General features: G+C 53.9%; 15 protein-coding genes and 1 other RNA gene. 15 read left to right on the forward strand and 1 reads right to left on the reverse strand.

Annotated elements, in window-relative coordinates; translation table 11 throughout:
- Position 1: 1 nt before the first annotated feature.
- The 3 genes from aspS (at position 2) to ACFSDB_RS13885 (ending at position 2,878) form a co-directional block, all read left to right on the forward strand.
- Entirely contained in the window at positions 2–1,786 is a 1,785-nt protein-coding gene (aspS, locus tag ACFSDB_RS13875) for an aspartate--tRNA ligase (protein ID WP_204890393.1), read from the forward strand.
- 45 nt (positions 1,787–1,831) lie between these two features.
- Positions 1,832–2,016, forward strand: a non-coding RNA gene (gene ssrS / locus ACFSDB_RS13880) — 6S RNA.
- A gap of 97 nt (positions 2,017–2,113) precedes the next feature.
- Positions 2,114–2,878, forward strand: a complete 765-nt coding sequence (locus tag ACFSDB_RS13885; RefSeq protein WP_204890394.1) for a tRNA threonylcarbamoyladenosine dehydratase — start codon at positions 2,114–2,116, stop codon at positions 2,876–2,878.
- 422 nt (positions 2,879–3,300) lie between these two features.
- Here the strand turns inward: ACFSDB_RS13885 and ACFSDB_RS13890 are convergent, their stop codons facing one another.
- A complete protein-coding gene (locus tag ACFSDB_RS13890) occupies positions 3,301–4,584 on the reverse strand; it encodes a replication-associated recombination protein A (protein ID WP_204890395.1) in 1,284 nt (427 codons plus the stop codon).
- 137 nt (positions 4,585–4,721) lie between these two features.
- Here ACFSDB_RS13890 and cymR point away from each other — a divergent pair, with 137 nt between their 5' ends.
- The 12 genes from cymR to udk all read left to right on the forward strand — a co-directional run bounded on the left by cymR (position 4,722) and on the right by udk (position 17,733).
- Positions 4,722–5,138 carry a cysteine metabolism transcriptional regulator CymR gene (gene cymR / locus ACFSDB_RS13895; RefSeq protein ID WP_204890396.1) on the forward strand — a complete coding sequence of 139 codons (417 nt, stop codon included), beginning with the start codon at positions 4,722–4,724 and terminating at the stop codon, positions 5,136–5,138.
- Between the two features lie 13 nt (positions 5,139–5,151).
- Complete coding sequence (locus ACFSDB_RS13900; RefSeq protein ID WP_204890397.1) at positions 5,152–6,279, forward strand: cysteine desulfurase family protein; 1,128 nt, start codon at positions 5,152–5,154, stop codon at positions 6,277–6,279.
- 20 nt (positions 6,280–6,299) lie between these two features.
- Positions 6,300–7,418, forward strand: coding sequence for a tRNA 2-thiouridine(34) synthase MnmA (mnmA, locus tag ACFSDB_RS13905; RefSeq protein ID WP_204890398.1), 1,119 nt, complete (start codon positions 6,300–6,302; stop codon positions 7,416–7,418).
- Between the two features lie 14 nt (positions 7,419–7,432).
- Positions 7,433–8,104, forward strand: coding sequence for a tetratricopeptide repeat protein (locus ACFSDB_RS13910; RefSeq protein ID WP_204890399.1), 672 nt, complete (start codon positions 7,433–7,435; stop codon positions 8,102–8,104).
- A 345-nt stretch (positions 8,105–8,449) separates the two neighbouring features.
- Complete coding sequence (gene recD2, locus ACFSDB_RS13915) at positions 8,450–10,918, forward strand: SF1B family DNA helicase RecD2 (RefSeq protein WP_204890400.1); 2,469 nt, start codon at positions 8,450–8,452, stop codon at positions 10,916–10,918.
- Positions 10,919–11,423: 505 nt separating this feature from the next.
- Positions 11,424–14,048, forward strand: a complete 2,625-nt coding sequence (gene alaS / locus ACFSDB_RS13920) for an alanine--tRNA ligase (RefSeq protein WP_204890401.1) — start codon at positions 11,424–11,426, stop codon at positions 14,046–14,048.
- A gap of 89 nt (positions 14,049–14,137) precedes the next feature.
- On the forward strand, positions 14,138–14,407 hold the full coding sequence (locus ACFSDB_RS13925; RefSeq protein WP_204890402.1) for an IreB family regulatory phosphoprotein: 270 nt from the start codon (positions 14,138–14,140) through the stop codon (positions 14,405–14,407).
- Entirely contained in the window at positions 14,407–14,826 is a 420-nt protein-coding gene (ruvX, locus tag ACFSDB_RS13930) for a Holliday junction resolvase RuvX (RefSeq protein WP_204890403.1), read from the forward strand. Before ACFSDB_RS13925 ends, ruvX begins: the two co-directional genes overlap by 1 nt.
- 10 nt (positions 14,827–14,836) lie before the next feature.
- Complete coding sequence (locus tag ACFSDB_RS13935) at positions 14,837–15,145, forward strand: DUF1292 domain-containing protein (RefSeq protein WP_204890404.1); 309 nt, start codon at positions 14,837–14,839, stop codon at positions 15,143–15,145.
- A gap of 98 nt (positions 15,146–15,243) precedes the next feature.
- A complete protein-coding gene (mltG, locus tag ACFSDB_RS13940; RefSeq protein ID WP_204890405.1) occupies positions 15,244–16,368 on the forward strand; it encodes an endolytic transglycosylase MltG in 1,125 nt (374 codons plus the stop codon).
- 98 nt (positions 16,369–16,466) lie between these two features.
- The gene (locus tag ACFSDB_RS13945; protein ID WP_204890406.1) at positions 16,467–17,084 is read left to right on the forward strand and encodes an O-methyltransferase; all 618 of its coding nucleotides are present in this window, start codon (positions 16,467–16,469) and stop codon (positions 17,082–17,084) included.
- Positions 17,085–17,109: 25 nt separating this feature from the next.
- A complete protein-coding gene (gene udk, locus ACFSDB_RS13950) occupies positions 17,110–17,733 on the forward strand; it encodes a uridine kinase (protein WP_204890407.1) in 624 nt (207 codons plus the stop codon).
- The last annotated feature ends 17 nt before the right edge of the window (positions 17,734–17,750 follow it).

The following is a 17,750-nucleotide window of genomic DNA, read 5'->3' on the forward strand; positions in this document are numbered from 1 at the left end:
TATGTCGAGAACGCATTATTGTGGGGAAGTCAGTGAAGCAGCCATTGGGCAGCGCGTGTCATTAAAAGGGTGGGTGCAGAAGCGCCGCGACCTGGGCGGATTGATCTTTGTCGATGTCCGCGACCGCAGCGGCATCGTCCAAGTCGTCTTCAATCCGGAAATTTCGGAACCGGCGGCCCAAATCGGCGAGAAATTGCGCAACGAGTTTGTCGTGCACATCGACGGGCTCGTCGTTGCACGTGCGGAAGGCCAGATCAATGCCGCGATGAAGACCGGGAAAATCGAAGTGCAGGTTGACCATGCGTCGATCATCAACGCAGCGAAAAACCCGCCGTTTGCGATCGAGGACAATACCGATGTCAATGAAGACCTCCGCTTGAAATACCGCTACTTGGATCTCCGCCGTCCGGCGATGTACGAGACATTCAAGATGCGTTCAGACGTGACGAAATCGATCCGCCGTTTCCTGGACGAAGAAGGCTTCCTTGAAGTGGAAACGCCGATTTTGACCAAATCGACACCGGAAGGCGCGCGCGACTATCTTGTGCCAAGCCGCGTGCACGACGGCGAATTCTATGCGCTTCCGCAGTCGCCTCAATTGTTCAAGCAGATGCTGATGGTATCCGGATTCGATAAATACTACCAGATCGCCCGCTGTTTCCGAGATGAGGATCTGCGTGCAGACCGCCAGCCGGAATTCACGCAAGTCGATATGGAAATGAGCTTCAAAACGATGGAAGAAATCATCGAGATGAACGAGCGCTTGATGGTGCAGATGATGAAAGATGTCAAGGGCGTCGACATCGAGGCGAAATTCCAGCGCATGAAATACACGGAAGCGATGGACCGTTTCGGTTCGGACAAGCCGGATGTGCGTTTCGGGCTTGAGCTTGTGAACGTCTCCGATTTGGTGAAGGACAGTTCCTTTAAAGTCTTCTCCGGCGCTGTCGCAAACGGCGGCCAGGTGAAATTGATCAATGTCAAAGGCGTAGCCGCCAACTATTCGCGCAAAGACATCGACGCGCTCGGCGAGTTTGCCGCGGTGTACGGCGCGAAAGGGCTGGCTTGGCTGAAAGTGGAAGCGGATGGCGTCAAAGGCCCGATTGCGAAATTCTTCGAAGGCGAAGCGGCCTCTGCTCTCACAGAGCGCGCTGAAGCCGAAGCGGGGGACCTTCTTTTATTCGTAGCGGATTCCGCTTCGGTCGTGGCAGATGCACTCGGTGCTTTGCGCTTGAAATTCGGCAAGGAGCTCGGCTTGATCGACAACTCGGTCTATAAATTCCTGTGGATCACGGACTGGCCTTTGTTTGAATACGATGAGAAGGACGGCCGCTACTACGCCGCCCACCATCCGTTCACGATGCCGTTCGAAGAAGATATTGAGAAATTGGACTCGGAGCCGCAAAACGTGCGTGCCCAGGCTTATGACTTGGTATTGAACGGCTACGAGCTTGGCGGAGGATCGCTCCGCATCTATCGCCGCGATATCCAGGAAAAAATGTTCAAGACGCTCGGCTTCTCGGACGAGGAAGCGCGCGCGCAGTTCGGCTTTTTGATGGACGCGTTCGAATACGGCACGCCTCCGCACGGCGGGATTGCATTCGGCTTGGACCGCCTGGTGATGCTGCTTGCAGGGCGCACGAACCTGCGCGACACCATCGCCTTCCCGAAAACGGCGAGCGCCAGCGATTTGCTGATGGACGCACCAAGTCCAGTTTCCGGAGCACAGCTTGAAGAATTAAGCCTATCTCTGAATGTTCAGAATACTGAGAAAGAACCAGAGTAAAAGAGTTGTCACAGCAAAAAAGGTGTGCTAACATACAAGTAGTAGAGAATCCTGATGTGTTCGTTACGAGCTATTCAGTTTTGACCCAACATTTTGTCGTCGGGAGACCAGATTTCATCATGGCTAACATGCCCTAACCGGAAGTTATAAGTGATGACGAGGTCACCCACCTGCTAGAAGCGGGTTCAAAAACGATGCGCACCAAAACGGACGGCACGATTGGGATTCTCCGTTATTTCAACTTTTCGCCTCCCGGCAATTTGTCGGGGGGTTTTTATTTGTGTATAATCCCTAGTAGAACAATCAACTTTGAAGGGCAGGCAGATTATGTTACATCAATTTTCCCGGAACGAACTTGCAATAGGCAAAGAAGGCCTCGATATGGTCAAAGGCACGACCGTCGCCATCCTGGGCGTCGGAGGCGTCGGTTCATTCGCCGCTGAGGCGTGTGCACGGAGCGGCGTCGGCCGCATCATCCTCGTCGACAAGGACATTGTCGACATCACGAACATCAACCGCCAGCTGGTCGCGAACTTGTCGACCGTCGGGCGGTCCAAAGCGGAAGTGATGAAGGAGCGCATCGCCGACATCAACACGGAATGCGAAGTCATTTCCCTGCACATGTTCTATACAGAAGAAACTTATGAGGAATTTTTCAGCTACAAACCGGATTACGTCATCGATGCATCTGACACGATGATCTACAAGGTCCACTTGATGCAGGAATGCTACAAACGCGGCATCAAGATCATCTCGAGCATGGGCGCCGCGAACAAGACGGACCCGACGCGCTTCCGCATCGTCGACATCTCGAAGACGCATACCGATCCGCTCGCGAAAGTGATACGCAAAAAGCTGCGGGCAGCAGGCATCTATAAAGGGATTCCGGTCGTGTTCTCGGACGAAAGCCCGATCATCGTCCGCGAAGACGTCGTCGGCACCGTCGGCAAGCCAGATGCGGAGATCCGCAAAGCCCAGATGCCGCCGAGCTCGAACGCTTTCACGCCGTCTGCGGTCGGCTTGATCTGTGCGAGCTGGGTCATCAACGACATCACCCGTTCGATTCCCTTGAATCGCGTGCGCAATAATTGATTCCGAGCCGGCCCGGTTTTTGGGCCGGCTTTTGCGTTGGGTTTTATTGGTGGTAGAGTGCTGAACGATCATAAAACTTTTTGAACGATCATAACGGGCCGCTGAGCGATCATAACAGGCCGCTGAACGATCATAAAATTTTCTAAACGGGATAAGTTCCAGTAGAAAGGCATGAAAGATGGATGCCAAGGGAAAGGGCGCTTTTCGCGTTGCGAAAAGCCATAAACCTTGGAGATGGAGTCGGTTTTATTTGTCCAAATTTGTTGAACGCAAATAACCGGGGCGCGAACGCAAATAAAACGTTCTGAACGCAAATAAAGTCTGCTGAACGCAAATAAAACTTTTTAAACGCAAATAAATCGCCACGAACGCAAATAAAACAAAAAAAGCCATTTCCCAAAAAGGAAATGGCCGGAGACTCTTCATTTTTTTCGGAACGATTTGAGTTTTTCGTAGATGCCGGCAAATTTCTTTTCGGCGCCGGCGACGACGGGCTTGTAGAATTCCGCTTTTTTCACTTCTTTCGGCAGGTAGTCCTGGTCGACCCAGCCGCCGAACGAGCCAAGCGGCGTGTCATGCGGATATTTATAGCCGCCGTGGCCGAGTTCAGCGCTGCCGGCGTAATGCGTATCGCGGAGGTGCATCGGGATGTCTCCGACTTCGCCTTTGTTGATCGAGGCGATGGCGGCGTCGATCGCTTTGTAGGCGGAATTCGATTTCTCCGACAAGCACATTTCGGCGACGGCCTGTGCGAGCGGGATGCGCGCTTCCGGCAAGCCGAGGCGGTCCGCTGCCTGGCACGCGGCAAGGACGTGCGGGCCGACTTCGGGGCTTGCGAGGCCAATGTCTTCGTAAGCCATGACGAGCAAACGGCGCGTCACGGCCGTCAAGTCGCCGTTTTCAAGCAGGTGCGCCAAGTAATACATGGCGGCATTTACGTCGCTGCCGCGCACGGATTTCTGCAGCGCGCTCAGGAGATTGAAATAATGTGAGCCTTTCTTATCGCCGAAGACGCCGACGCGCTTGATCATCTGTTCGACCATCTGGTCTTCCACAATGTATTTGCCGTCGCGTTCATCCGACGCTACGATGATCGATTCGAGCATCGTCAAAGCTTTTCGGGCATCGCCGTTCGTGCCGTCTGCGATGCGGTTGACCTGCGCTTCGGAAATTTCGATCTGGTAATTGCCGAGTCCGCGCTTCGGATCCGTCAGCGCGGAATTCAGAAGCTGGACGATATCGTCATGCGTCAGGCGCTTCAGCTGTTTGATCTCGCCGCAGCGGGAACGGATCGCGGGATTGACGTCGTGGAACGGATTCTCCGTCGTCGCGCCGATCAGGACGATGGCGCCGCTTTCGACATGCGGCAGGAGCGCATCCTGCTGGAGTTTATTGAACCGGTGGATCTCGTCGAGGAACAGCAGCACTTTGCCGGTCAGCCGCGCTTCGGCGACGACCGTTTCAACGTCTTTTTTGCCGGACGTCGTCGCGTTCAATGCGATGAACGGCAGCTTCGAAGTGCCGGCGATGGCATGGGCGATCGACGTCTTGCCGATTCCCGGTTCGCCGTAGAGGAGCATGGACGGCACGTGGCCGTTGTGGATCATTTTATATAAAGCCGTATGCGGGCCGATGACGTCTTTTTGGCCAATGACTTCGTCGATGGTCCGCGGACGCATGCGGAACGCCAATGGTTCGTTCTGCAAACAAAAAACCCCTTCCGTACATTCGTTCTATTCTTTAGTATATCGTTTCGGTAAATAAAAGTCATTGCAAGTCCATTCCGCTTTGATATGCTATACTTTTAGGGAGAATATCCGGAAACTGACTTAGAGGTGTAACGATGAGAATTTCAACCAAGGGCCGCTACGGCCTGACAATCATGATCGCATTAGGGAAACATTACGGCGAAGGGCCGATGCCGCTGCGTAAGATTGCAGAGGATTACGAGCTGTCGGAAGCCTACCTGGAGCAATTGGTGGGCCCGCTGCGCAACTCGGGGCTCGTCAAGAGCGTCCGGGGCGCATACGGCGGCTATATGCTGACGCGCAGCCCGAAAGAAATATCCGCGGGCGATGTGATCCGCGTCTTGGAAGGGCCGATCCAGCCGGTCGAAGGCATCGAAGACGAAGCCCAGCCGCAGCGCGAGTTGTGGGTGCGCATCCGCGACGCGGTCAAAAACGTGCTTGATACAACGACGATCGACGATCTGGCGAACCAGAACGAAACGGAAAACGATAATTATATGTTCTATATATAAGGAGTTAATCACAATGAAACGAATTTATTTGGACCATGCAGCCACTTCTCCGATGCATCCGGAAGTGGCTGATGTATTTACAGAGGCGCTCGGCACGCTGTACGGCAACCCGTCGAGCATCCACGGCACCGGCCGCGAAGCGCGCAAGGCGCTCGATGATGCGCGACGCGTTTTTGCGAAAAGCATCGGAGCGAACGACCCGGAAATCATTTTCACCAGCGGCGGGACCGAAGCGGACAATTTCGCGATCTTCGGCATAGCGGCGAAAAAGGACGGCAAGCACATCATCACATCGGCCATCGAGCACCACGCGGTTTTGCATGCGTGCGAAAAGCTGGAGCACGAAGGCTATGACGTGACGTACCTGCCGGTTGACGAAAACGGGCTCGTGCGAGCAGAAGACGTGAAAAATGCGCTGCGGGACGATACAATTCTAGTGACCATCATGCTTGGCAATAATGAAGTCGGGACGGTCCAGCCGGTCGCAGAAATCGGGGAGCTCCTAAAAGGGACCGATGTGACGTTCCATACTGACGCTGTCCAGGCATACGGCATCCTGCCGATCGACGTGGAAAGCCTGGGCGTGGATCTTTTGTCTGTTTCTGCGCACAAGCTGAACGGACCGAAAGGCATCGGCTTCCTGTACCAGAAAAAAGGCACCGCGCTCGCGCCGCTCCTATACGGCGGCGAGCAGGAACGCAAGCGCCGCGCAGGGACGGAAAACGTGCCGGCGATCACGGCATTCGCCAAAGCGGTGGAAATCTCCGCAAACGAACGCGAAGAAAAAGCGGAAGCTTACGAAAGCTACAAGCGGATTTTCCGGGACATCCTTGAAAAAGAAGGTGTACCATTCAAAGAAAACGGCACGAACCCGCTGCCGCATGTCTTGAATATCAGCCTGCCCGGCATCGAGATCGAATCATTCCTTGTGAACCTCGACTTGGCCGGCATCTCGGCTTCAAGCGGCTCGGCGTGTACGGCAGGGTCGATCGATCCGTCGCACGTCCTCGTCGCCATGTACGGAGCCGATGCCGAAGAGCTGCGGAATTCAATCCGCTTCAGTTTCGGCCTCGGCTTGACGGAAGAAGCAGTGGCAGAAGCCTCCCAAAAAACAGCGCAGATCTATAAACGACTGGCGTAAAAATGAAAAGGTGAGAAAAAATGACCGTAAAAGCACCACAAGATACACGCGTTGTCGTCGGCATGTCCGGAGGGGTCGACTCTTCGGTGGCCGCGTATTTATTGAAAGAACAGGGCTATGACGTTATCGGCATCTTCATGAAAAACTGGGATGATACCGACGAAAACGGCGTATGCACCGCAACGGAAGATTACGAAGATGTTATCCGCGTCTGCAACCAGATCGGCATCCCGTATTACGCCGTCAATTTCGAAAAGCAGTATTGGGACAAAGTGTTCACGTACTTCCTCGAAGAATACAAAGCAGGCCGCACGCCGAACCCGGATGTTATGTGCAATAAAGAAATCAAGTTCAAGGCATTTCTTGAGCACGCATTGAGCCTTGGCGCGGATTACCTCGCGACCGGCCATTATGCGCAAGTTGAACATGCTGAAAACGGCGAAACGAAAATGCTGCGCGGCAAAGACAATAATAAAGACCAGACCTATTTCCTGAACCAGCTGAACCAGGAGCAATTGTCGAAAGTCATGTTCCCGATCGGCCATATGGAAAAGAAGAAAGTGCGCGAAATCGCACTTGAAGCAGGCCTTGCCACAGCGACGAAAAAAGATTCGACCGGCATCTGCTTTATCGGCGAACGCAATTTCAAGGAATTCCTCGGCCAATACCTGCCGGCACAGCCCGGTGATATGGTAACGATGGACGGCAAGAAAATGGGCACGCACGACGGCTTGATGTACTACACGATCGGCCAGCGCCAAGGGCTTGGCATCGGCGGCGCAGGCGACCCATGGTTCGTCATCGGCAAGGACCTCCAAAAGAATGTTTTATTCGTCGGCCAGAACATCCAGCACGAAGCGTTGTTCTCTGACAGCTTGTCTGCGGTGAACTTGAGCTTTACGTCTGACACGCCGCCGGCCGGCACATTCACGTGCACGGCTAAATTCCGCTACCGCCAAGCTGACGTCGGCGTCACCGTGGAAATGAAAGACGGCGAAGCGCTCGTGACATTCGATGAGCCGGTACGTGCAATCACGCCAGGCCAGGCTGTCGTCTTCTACGACGGCGAAGAATGCCTCGGCGGCGGGACGATCGACCGGGTCTTCAAGAACGGCGCACGATTGGAGTATGTCGGCTGATGGGGGAGAATGCGATGAATTTCAATGAAACCGGCATCCAGGCACTGCAGGAAGGCGATACGGAAGCGGCAGTCGAGGCCTTCACGAAAGCGATCGAGGAAGAGCCGGACAATCCGCTGGGCTATATCAATTTCGGCCACGTCCTGATGTCGATGGACGATGCGGAGCGCGCCGAGCGCTTTTTCCAAAAAGCGATCACGCTGGATGAAACATCGGCAACTGCCTATTACGGCCTTGCCAACCTTTATTTCAATGCCGAGCGCTATGCGGAAGCATTGAAGCTGTACGAAAAAGCCGTCCAATACGGATTGGAAGGCGCGGACGCGCATTTCATGATCGGCAAATGCCTCGAGAAGATGGACCAGCCGAAACTGGCGCTGCCTTATCTTCAGCGTGCAGTTGAACTCGACGGGGAAGACGTACAGGCGCGCCTCAGCTTCGGCATTGCGCTCGCTTCGCTCGAGCTTTTCGAGCTTGCAGAGCCGCAGTTTGTTGAAGTGCTGATGCAGCAGCCGGACCATGCGGATGCGCATTACAACCTCGGCGTCCTGTATGCCGTGTCAACGAACCGCGTCGAAGACGCCATGTTCCACCTGAAGCAGGCGTACACGCTCGACGAAACGAACGAAATGGCGCGCTATGCGTATGATATGATTGTTGAAGGACGCAATAAAACGAATATGTAGTGAAGTAATATAAAAAAGTGTTTTGTTGAACACCGCTTCGGCGCTTTGGGCATGGCTCTCATAATGAGCCGGGAAGAACACCCGTCTCATTATTCCGCCTAGCCCGTAGGCGCGCCAGCGCTGGATAAGCTCTTTAAAAGTAAGAGCGGAATAGTTACAACCTATATTTTGATACGAAGCAAACCTGCGGAGACGCCTGCGGGAAAGCGAGAAAGCCGAGACCCCACAAGGAGCGAAGCGACTGAGGAGGCTCGGCGCTCGCCCGCGGCAAGCGCAGCAGTTTTGCGAAGTATCAACTTTAGAAAAATAAGAACCCATTAAACATTGTGAAAGGAGGCGGCTCGTGTGACCGGACAAATCGATTTATTCCAAGAAGAAGTGCAATTCGTGCTGGGCCGGCCGGTCGTCTCGATTTTTCACAATCCCCAAAACCTTTTCTCCATTGCGAAAGTGAAGATCCAAGAAACGAATACCTCGTACACCGAAAAAGAAATCATCGTCTCGGGCTATTTTCCGAAACTGTCGCTCGAGGAGCAATACCGCTTCACGGGCGCGGTGAAGAACCACCCGCGCTACGGCGTCCAGTTCCAGGTGGAGACGTTCACGAAGGAAGTGCCGGAGACGGAGCAGGGGATCGTCCATTATTTGTCGAGCGATATGTTCGACGGCATCGGCAGGAAGACGGCCGAGAACATCGTCAAAAAGCTCGGGAAGGATGCCATCAAAAAGATCCTGGAAGACCCGGAAGCGCTCGATGCCGTTCCGCGGCTGTCGGATGACAAGAAAGACACCATCCGCTCGACGCTGCAGCTGAACCTTGGCCTAGAGCGCGTCATGATCCAGCTCAATGACTGGGGCTTCGGCCCGCAGATCGGCATGCGGATCTACCAGGCATACCGGGAAGAGACAATCGACATCCTCACGAAAAATCCGTTCCGCCTGATCGAGGAGATCGAAGGAATCGGGTTTCAACGTGCGGACGAACTCGGCTCGAAGCTCGGCATCACCGGCAGCCATCCCGACCGCATCAAGGCGTCGGTTCTTCATTTATTGAACCAGGCGTCCTTGTCCGAAGGGCATGTCTACGTCGATGCGAAGACGCTCATCCCGATGGTCAAAGGAATGCTTGAAGCAAGCCAGCGCGAGGACATCCCGGTCGAAGCGATTTCGAAGGCGATGATCGAACTGAATGAAGAAGGCAAAGTGGCGGGGGAAGAAACCCGGCTTTATTTGCCGTCGCTGTATTATTCCGAAGTCGGCATCGCGTCGAAGCTGGAGACGATGCTCGAATCCCAGGCGAACCGCGACCGCTTCCCGGCGTCCGAAGTCCGCAAAGCGCTCGGCGAAGCGGAAGAGCGGCTCGGCGTCAATTATGCGGAGACGCAAGTGGACGCCATCGAGCAGAGCATCAATTCCTCGGTCATGATCCTGACTGGAGGCCCGGGAACCGGCAAGACGACGGTTGTCCGCGGGCTCGTCGAAGTGTACGCCGAACTCCACGGCTTGTCGCTCGACCCGAAAGATTATGCCAAGAAAAAAGAGCCGTTCCCGATCATTCTCGCTGCACCGACGGGACGCGCGGCGAAGCGCCTGAGCGAATCGACGGAGCTGCCGGCGATGACGATCCACCGCTTGCTCGGCTTTAACGGCCAGGAAAAAGAAGAGGAAACCGAAAAAGACATCGAGGGCCGCCTGATCATCATCGATGAAATGTCGATGGTCGATACGTGGCTCGCGCATCAATTATTGAAAGCCGTCCCGGAAGATGCCCAGATCATCTTCGTCGGCGATCAGGACCAGCTGCCGCCGGTTGGGCCGGGGCAGGTGCTCCGCGACCTGTTGGAATCAAAACGCATTCCGACGGTCGAGCTGACCGACATTTACCGCCAGTCGTCGGGTTCGTCGATCATCGAGCTCGCACACCAGATGAAGAACGGGCAGCTGCCGGCGGACATTACCGCAAAAACCGCGGACCGGTCGTTCATCAAAGCCGGTCCCGACCAGATTGCATCGGTCGTCGAGAAAGTCGTGAAAAGCGCGCTGGCCAAAGGCCATTCGATCAAAGATATCCAAGTGCTGGCCCCGATGTACAAAGGGCCGGCCGGGATCGATGCGCTGAACCGCATGATCCAGGAGATGGTCAACCCGAATGCGGATGGCAAACGCAAAGAATTGGTATTCGGCGACATCACGTACCGCATCGGCGACAAAGTGCTGCAGCTCGTCAATCAGCCCGAGAGCAACGTCTTCAACGGCGATATGGGCGAAGTCATTGCCATCATGAAAGCGAAAGAGACGGTCGAAAAGCAGGACATGCTTGTCGCGTCGTTCGACGGCATCGAAGTGACCTACGAGCGCAGCGACTTGAACCAGCTGACGCTCGCCTATTGCTGCTCGATCCATAAGGCGCAGGGGTCGGAATTCCCGACGGTCATCATGCCGGTCGTCCGCGGCTATATGAAGATGCTGCGGCGCAACCTGCTCTACACCGGCATCACCCGCAGCAAGGACTTCCTGATCCTCTGCGGCGATCCGCAGGTGTTCCGCTACGGCGTTGAACGCACCGACGACACGCAGCGCATGACGACGCTGAAAAGCCGGCTGAGGCAATCCGAAGCGGAACCAGTGGAAAAGGTTCTAGAAGAGAGCAGCGGTCCATCAGCGCCATCGCAGCAGGCTGCGGCGTCCGGCGAGCCGGCAAAGCAGCCGGCGAAACCATCCGGTCCCGCCAGCCTGACTGCAGAAAACGTCCACGCCATCCATCCGCTCATCGGCATGGAAGGCATTAGACCGAAAGATTTCATCGAAAGCTGAGGAGCGCCCAAGGGTGCTCCTTTTTTGCATGGGGAGGGGATCAGGTTTTATTGCCGTCTGGTCCGGCAGAATCGTATTTTAACATTCGTTGAGCGTATTTTTTCGGTCGTCGTGCGTATTTTAACCTTTGCTGAGCATATTTTAACCTTCGCTGTGCGTATTCGCCGTTTGTCATGGAAAACCCCAAGTCGCCTGACTATTGACACAGCCGAACCCTTTTCTATATAATTCAAGTTAGTTTAATAAACCAACACCCAGATGGAGAAAGTATAAGACCGCAAGCGTCCAGAAAGAGGTTCCCCGGCTGAAAGGACCTTCGCCCCGCTGTTTTAGAAAGCTACTCCGGAGTGCAGCTAATCCCTGCCGTTCTAGCCGCGTTAAGGCGCAATGAGAGACACGGAGCAGTTTGTCCGTGTAATTAGGGTGGTACCGCGAATAAAGCCTTCGTCCCTTGCGCACGCGCAAGAGATGAGGGCTTTTTATTATGCTGAGGAGGAGAAAAAAGATGAAAAACATGAAAGCTGCAGACATCAGAAGACTGTACATTGAATTCTTTAAGGAAAAAGGCCACGATCAGGAGCCGAGCGCACCGCTTGTGCCGTTCGAGGATCCGTCGCTATTGTGGATCAACAGCGGCGTGGCAACGCTCAAGAAATATTTCGACGGGCGCGTCATTCCGGAAAACCCACGCATCGTCAACGCGCAGAAGTCGATCCGCACAAACGACATCGAAAACGTCGGGAAAACAGCCCGCCACCATACGTTTTTTGAAATGCTCGGCAACTTCTCGATCGGCGAGTACTTCAAAAAAGAAGCGATTCACTGGGCTTGGGAATTTTTGACCGACCCGAAATGGATGGGCTTCGATCCGGAACTGCTGTCCGTGACGATCCACCCGGAAGACGAGGAAGCCTACAGCATCTGGCTCAACGAAGTCGGTGTGCCGGCTGAACGCATCATTCGACTGGAAGGCAACTTCTGGGACATCGGCGAGGGCCCGTCAGGACCGAACTCGGAGATTTTCTACGACCGCGGTGAATCCTACGGAAATGATCCAAGCGATCCGGAAATGTACCCGGGCGGCGAGAACGAGCGCTACCTTGAAATCTGGAACCTGGTGTTCTCTCAGTTCAACCACAATCCGGACAACACGTACACGCCGCTTCCGAAGCAGAACATTGATACAGGCATGGGCCTCGAGCGCATGGCTTCGGTTGTGCAGGACGTGCCGACCAACTACGATACGGACCTGTTCGTGCCGATCATCCAGAAGACCGAAGAGATCTCCGGCGTGAAATACGGCGAAAACCAGGAAACCGATATGGCGTTCAAAGTCATTGCTGACCATGTCCGCACAGTCGCGTTTGCGATCGGCGACGGCGCATTGCCGTCGAACGAAGGCCGCGGCTATGTATTGAGACGCTTGCTGCGCCGCGCTGTCCGCTATGCGAAAAAACTCGGCATCGAGAAGCCGTTCATGTACGAGCTTGTGCCGGTTGTCGGCAGCATCATGCAGGACTTCTATCCGGAAGTCACCGAAAAGCAGGATTTCATCATCCGCGTCATGAAGCTCGAAGAAGAGCGCTTCCATGAAACGCTCCACGACGGACTGACGATTTTGTCCGAAGTGATAAAAGCGCAAAAAGCGGCTGGCAGCAATGAAATCCCGGGCGAAGATGCATTCCGCCTGTATGACACATACGGCTTCCCGGTCGAACTGACGGAAGAGTATGCGGAAGAAGAAGGCATGGCGATCGACCAGGAAGGCTTTGAAGCGGCTATGCAAGCGCAGCGCGACCGTGCACGGAAAGCGCGCCAAAACGTCAACTCGATGCAGACACAATCCGAAGTGCTCGGCAATATCAAAGAGCCAAGCGAATTTATCGGCTATAATCTGACGCTATCGGACGCAAATGTCCTCGTCATCGTCAAAGACGGCGAAATCGTCGACAGCGCACAGGAAGGCGACGAAGTCCAGGTGATCCTCGACAAGACGCCGTTCTACGCTGAAAGCGGCGGGCAGATCGCTGACCGCGGCACGCTCAGCAACGATTTGGTGCAAGCGTCCGTGCTTGATGTGAAAAAAGCGCCGAACGGCCAGAACCTCCATTCGGTCCGCGTCGATTCAGGCGAACTTACATGTGCGAAAGTGCTCGCGGAAGTCGATTCTTCGCTGCGCCGCCATACGGTGAAAAACCATACAGCTACGCACCTGCTTCACCAGGCGCTGAAAGATGTGCTCGGGGAGCATGTCAACCAGGCAGGCTCGTACGTCGGCCCTGACCGCCTGCGTTTCGACTTCTCGCATTTCGGCGGCGTCACGAAAGAGGAACTGGAGCGCATCGAAACAATCGTCAATGAGAAGATCTGGAGCGGCATCGGCGTTGAAACCGGCTACCACAACCTCCAGGAAGCGAAAAAGATGGGCGCAATGGCGCTGTTCGGCGAGAAATACGGGGACGTTGTCCGCGTAGTGGAAATCGGCGGCTATTCGCTGGAATTGTGCGGCGGCGTCCACGTCGTCAACACGTCTGAGATCGGCGTCTTCAAGATCGTGTCGGAAAGCGGCATCGGCGCCGGCATCCGCCGCATCGAAGCGGTCACCGGCAAAGGTGCGTACGACAGCTTGAAAGAGAGCGAACGCACGCTTGAGGAAGCAGCAGGCTTGATGAAAGCTTCCCCGAAAGACCTGATCCAAAAAGTCCAGGCGTTCCAAGCGGAAATGAAAGGGCTGCAGCGCGAGAACGAATCGCTGATGGCGAAAATCTCGAATGCGCAGTCTTCTGAAATCCTGTCCGCTGCCCGCGAAGTCGGCGGCATCACGGTCCTGTCGGCACGCGTAGAGGCGAAAGACAACAACCAGCTGCGCCAGATGATGGACGAGCTGAAACAGAAGTTCGAAAAAGCCGTCATCGTCCTCGGTGCGGCTGACGGCGAAAAAGTCATGCTGGTAGCCGGCGTGACAAAAGATTTGGTCGGCGGGAACTATCATGCCGGACAAATCGTCAAACATGTTGCAGAGCAGTGCGGCGGCAAAGGCGGCGGGCGCCCGGACATGGCGATGGCCGGTGCAAAAGAACCTGGCAAATTGGATGCAGCTCTCGAATCTGTCTACGACTTGCTCAAATAAGTTTAATAAATGCTCCATATCGTTTATAATGTAAATCAGGCAGCGAGAGCGAGATTCTCCTATCTAAATCCGAAAGCGAGGTGCTTGTCGTGAGTTCATTTGATCAAACAATGAAATTCAATCCGTCTGATGAATCGATGGAGCAGGAAGTGAAGCAAGTGATGCTTCAGGTTCATACTGCACTTGAAGAAAAAGGATACAACCCGATTAATCAGATCGTCGGATATTTATTATCAGGTGATCCGGCTTATATTCCTCGCCATCAGGATGCACGCAATTTGATCCGCAAACTCGAGCGGGATGAAATCCTGGAAGAGCTTGTGAAATTCTATATCAAAAAGAATAATGAGGAAAAATAATGAGAATTATGGGATTGGACGTCGGTTCTAAGACAATCGGGGTCGCCATCAGCGATGCACTGGGCTGGACGGCGCAGGGCATCGAGACGGTCAAGATCAACGAGGCGCAGGACGATTTCGGCCTGGCGCGCCTCGGTGAATTGATCAAGCAGTATGAAGTGACCCAAGCGGTCGTGGGATTTCCGAAAAACATGAACAACACCATCGGCCCGAGAGCGGAAGCATCGCAGAAGTTTGCAGCTTTGCTCGAAGAAGCGTATGATATACCGGTGGTACTTTGGGACGAGCGCCTGACGACAATGGCTGCGGAGAAGATGTTGATTTCCGCGGATGTCAGCCGCAAGAACCGCAAGAAAGTGATCGACAAGATGGCCGCAGTCATGATTTTGCAAGGCTATCTTGATTTTAAAAAAATATGAGGTGACGCAGATGGAACACGGACAGGAACACATCACAGTCGTTGATGAAAACGGCAACGAACAATTATTTGAAGTATTGTTCACATTCGAAAGCGAAGAATTCGGCAAGTCTTACGTCTTGTACTACCCGGTAGGCGCGGAAGAAGATGACGAAGGCGAAATCGAGATCCAGGCTTCTTCATTCACGGAAAACGCGGATGTTGACGGGAAAATCGCAGGCGGCGAATTGCGCCCGGTTGAAACCGACGAAGAATGGGACATGATCGAAGAAATGCTGAACACGTTCCTTGACGAAGAAGAAGAGAACGAAGAACTTTAAGTTCATCACGCAAAGGGGCGGAATTGATTGTCGATTCCGCCTTTTTCTTTTGCCGGAATTTCTGTATACTGGTAATGTTAAGTTAAGGGGGGGAACCCGTGGACAAGCAATCGAAAAAAGAGATCATGTACGAACGGATGAGAGAAAAGAAGAAAGAAGTGAGAGTCGTGCGCCGCATTGTAGCCATCATCGCGCTGGTCCTCCTGGTCATCGTCGGCATCGCCGGCTTCCAGATGTACAACTTCGTGACGGATGCCTTGAAGCCGGTTGATCCGGAATCCGAGGAAGTCATCAACCTGGAAGTGCCGATCGGCTCCAACCTGGATTCGATCGCCGCGCTATTGGAAGAGAACGGTTTGATCGAAGACGCACGCGTCTATAAATACTACGTCAAATTCAATAACGAGTCGGAGTTCCAGGCAGGGACATACGGCTTGACGAAATCGATGACGCTTGACGAAATCACGCAATCCTTGAAGACCGGGAAAGTCTACCGCGAGCCGCTGTTTACAATCACGGTGCCGGAAGGCCTGACGCTTGAGGAGATCGGCACGAACGTCATTGCGAAGAAAACCGATTTCACGGCCGAGGAATTCATGGCAAAAGTGCAAGATGAAGCCTATATCGAAGAGTTGATGGTGAAATACCCGACGCTGTTGACGGATGAGATCAAAGGCGAGAATGTCAAGTTTGCCCTTGAAGGGTATTTATTCCCGGCTACGTATCCATTCTACGAAGAAGACCCGTCGTTGAACCTGATCATCGAACAGATGCTCAACGCGACGCAGTCGAACGTATCGCAATACCAGGCAGTGCTTGACGAAATGGGCAAGACGCCGCACTGGCTGTTGACGTTCGCTTCGCTGCTCGAGGAAGAAGCGACCGCGCAAAGCGACCGGCAGACGATTGCCAGCGTGTTCTATAACCGCTTGGAGCAAGACATGAAGCTTCAGACCGACCCGACCGTCCTCTATGCAAAAGGCGAGCACAAAGCGCGCTTGTTCAACAAGGACTATGAATTCGAGCATCCGTACAGCACCTACACGAACAACGGCCTGCCGCCGGGTCCGATCGCTTCAGCCGGGCTGAGCTCGATCCAGGCGGTGCTCGATCCAGCAGATACCGATTATGTTTATTTCCTGGCGGATTCCACCGGGAAGAACCATTTTGCGATTACGTATGAAGAACATCTGCAAAACCGCGACAAATATATCGGCCAATAAAATGTCATAAACCGGACAAGAAGGAAGCGACCTCGCATTCCTTCTTGTTTTATGTTAGTATAGGAGTAATTTTTGCAAAGGCGAAAAGGAGCTGTACGATGGACCAAGAAAGATTACGTGAAACGCTCGGAGCGATCCGGAGCTATGCCGTTGAGCACCACGTCCCGATCATGGAAGAACAGGGCATCCGCGAGCTGGTGCACCTTCTTGAAGAGCAGCAGCCAAAAAAGATCCTTGAAATCGGGGCGGCCATCGGGTTTTCGGCCATCAAGATGGCGGAAGGCCTGCCGGACAGCCGGATCGATACGATCGAACGGGACGACAGCCGCTTCCAAAAAGCCGTGGAGTTCGTCCGGTCATCCGGCATGTCGGATCGGATCTGCATCTTCCACGGCGACGCGCTGGAGTTCGACCTGGCCCAATTGGCGCCGGCGTATGACGCCATTTTCATCGACGCCGCAAAAGGGCAGTATGAGCGCTTTTTCGAAAAGTACGAAGGGCTGCTTGAAGAAGGCGGCATCATCTACTGTGATAATATGTACATGCACGGCATGGCTGAAGGGCCGCTATCGGACATCCCCCGCAGAAAACGGACGATGATCCGCAACCTGAAGGCGTTCAGGGAACATATGCTGGACCACCCCGCTTACGAGACGGCGCTCTTGCCGGTCGGGGACGGAATCATGGTCTGCAGGAAGAAAAGCCAAAAAAAATAATGAAGTTTGCAAGGAGCTTGAAATAATGTCGAAAAACCGCCCAGTCGTAATCGGGATAGCAGGAGGTTCGGGCTCAGGCAAGACGAGCGTAACGAATTCCATTTATGAAGTATTCAAGGAGCACTCTGTAGTGGTCATCGAACAGGACTACTACTACAAAGACCAAAGCCATCTGGCGTTTGAAGAACGGCTGGAGACGAACTATGACCATCCGCTGGCATTCGACACCGACCTTTTGATCGGCCACGTCAACAAGCTGTTGCAGCGGGAAGCAATCGAAAAGCCGGTCTATAATTACGCGGTCCATACGCGTGCGGAAGAGACCATCCACATCGAACCGAAGGACGTCATCATTCTTGAAGGCATCCTGGTGCTTGAAGACCAGCGCCTGCGCGAATTGATGGACATCAAATTGTTCGTCGACACCGATGCGGACCTGCGGATCATCCGCCGGCTGCTGCGCGACATCAACGAACGCGGACGCACAATCGACTCTGTCATCGAGCAGTACTTGTCCGTTGTCCGCCCGATGCACAATCAATTCATCGAGCCGACCAAACGCTATGCAGACGTCATCATTCCCGAAGGCGGACAGAACGAAGTAGCAATAGATTTGATGGTTACAAAAATTAAAACAATTCTTGAATAGATTGACAGTTTATAATA

The organism is Planococcus chinensis (genome assembly GCF_042681545.1).
Lineage (GTDB): Bacteria > Bacillota > Bacilli > Bacillales_A > Planococcaceae > Planococcus > Planococcus chinensis.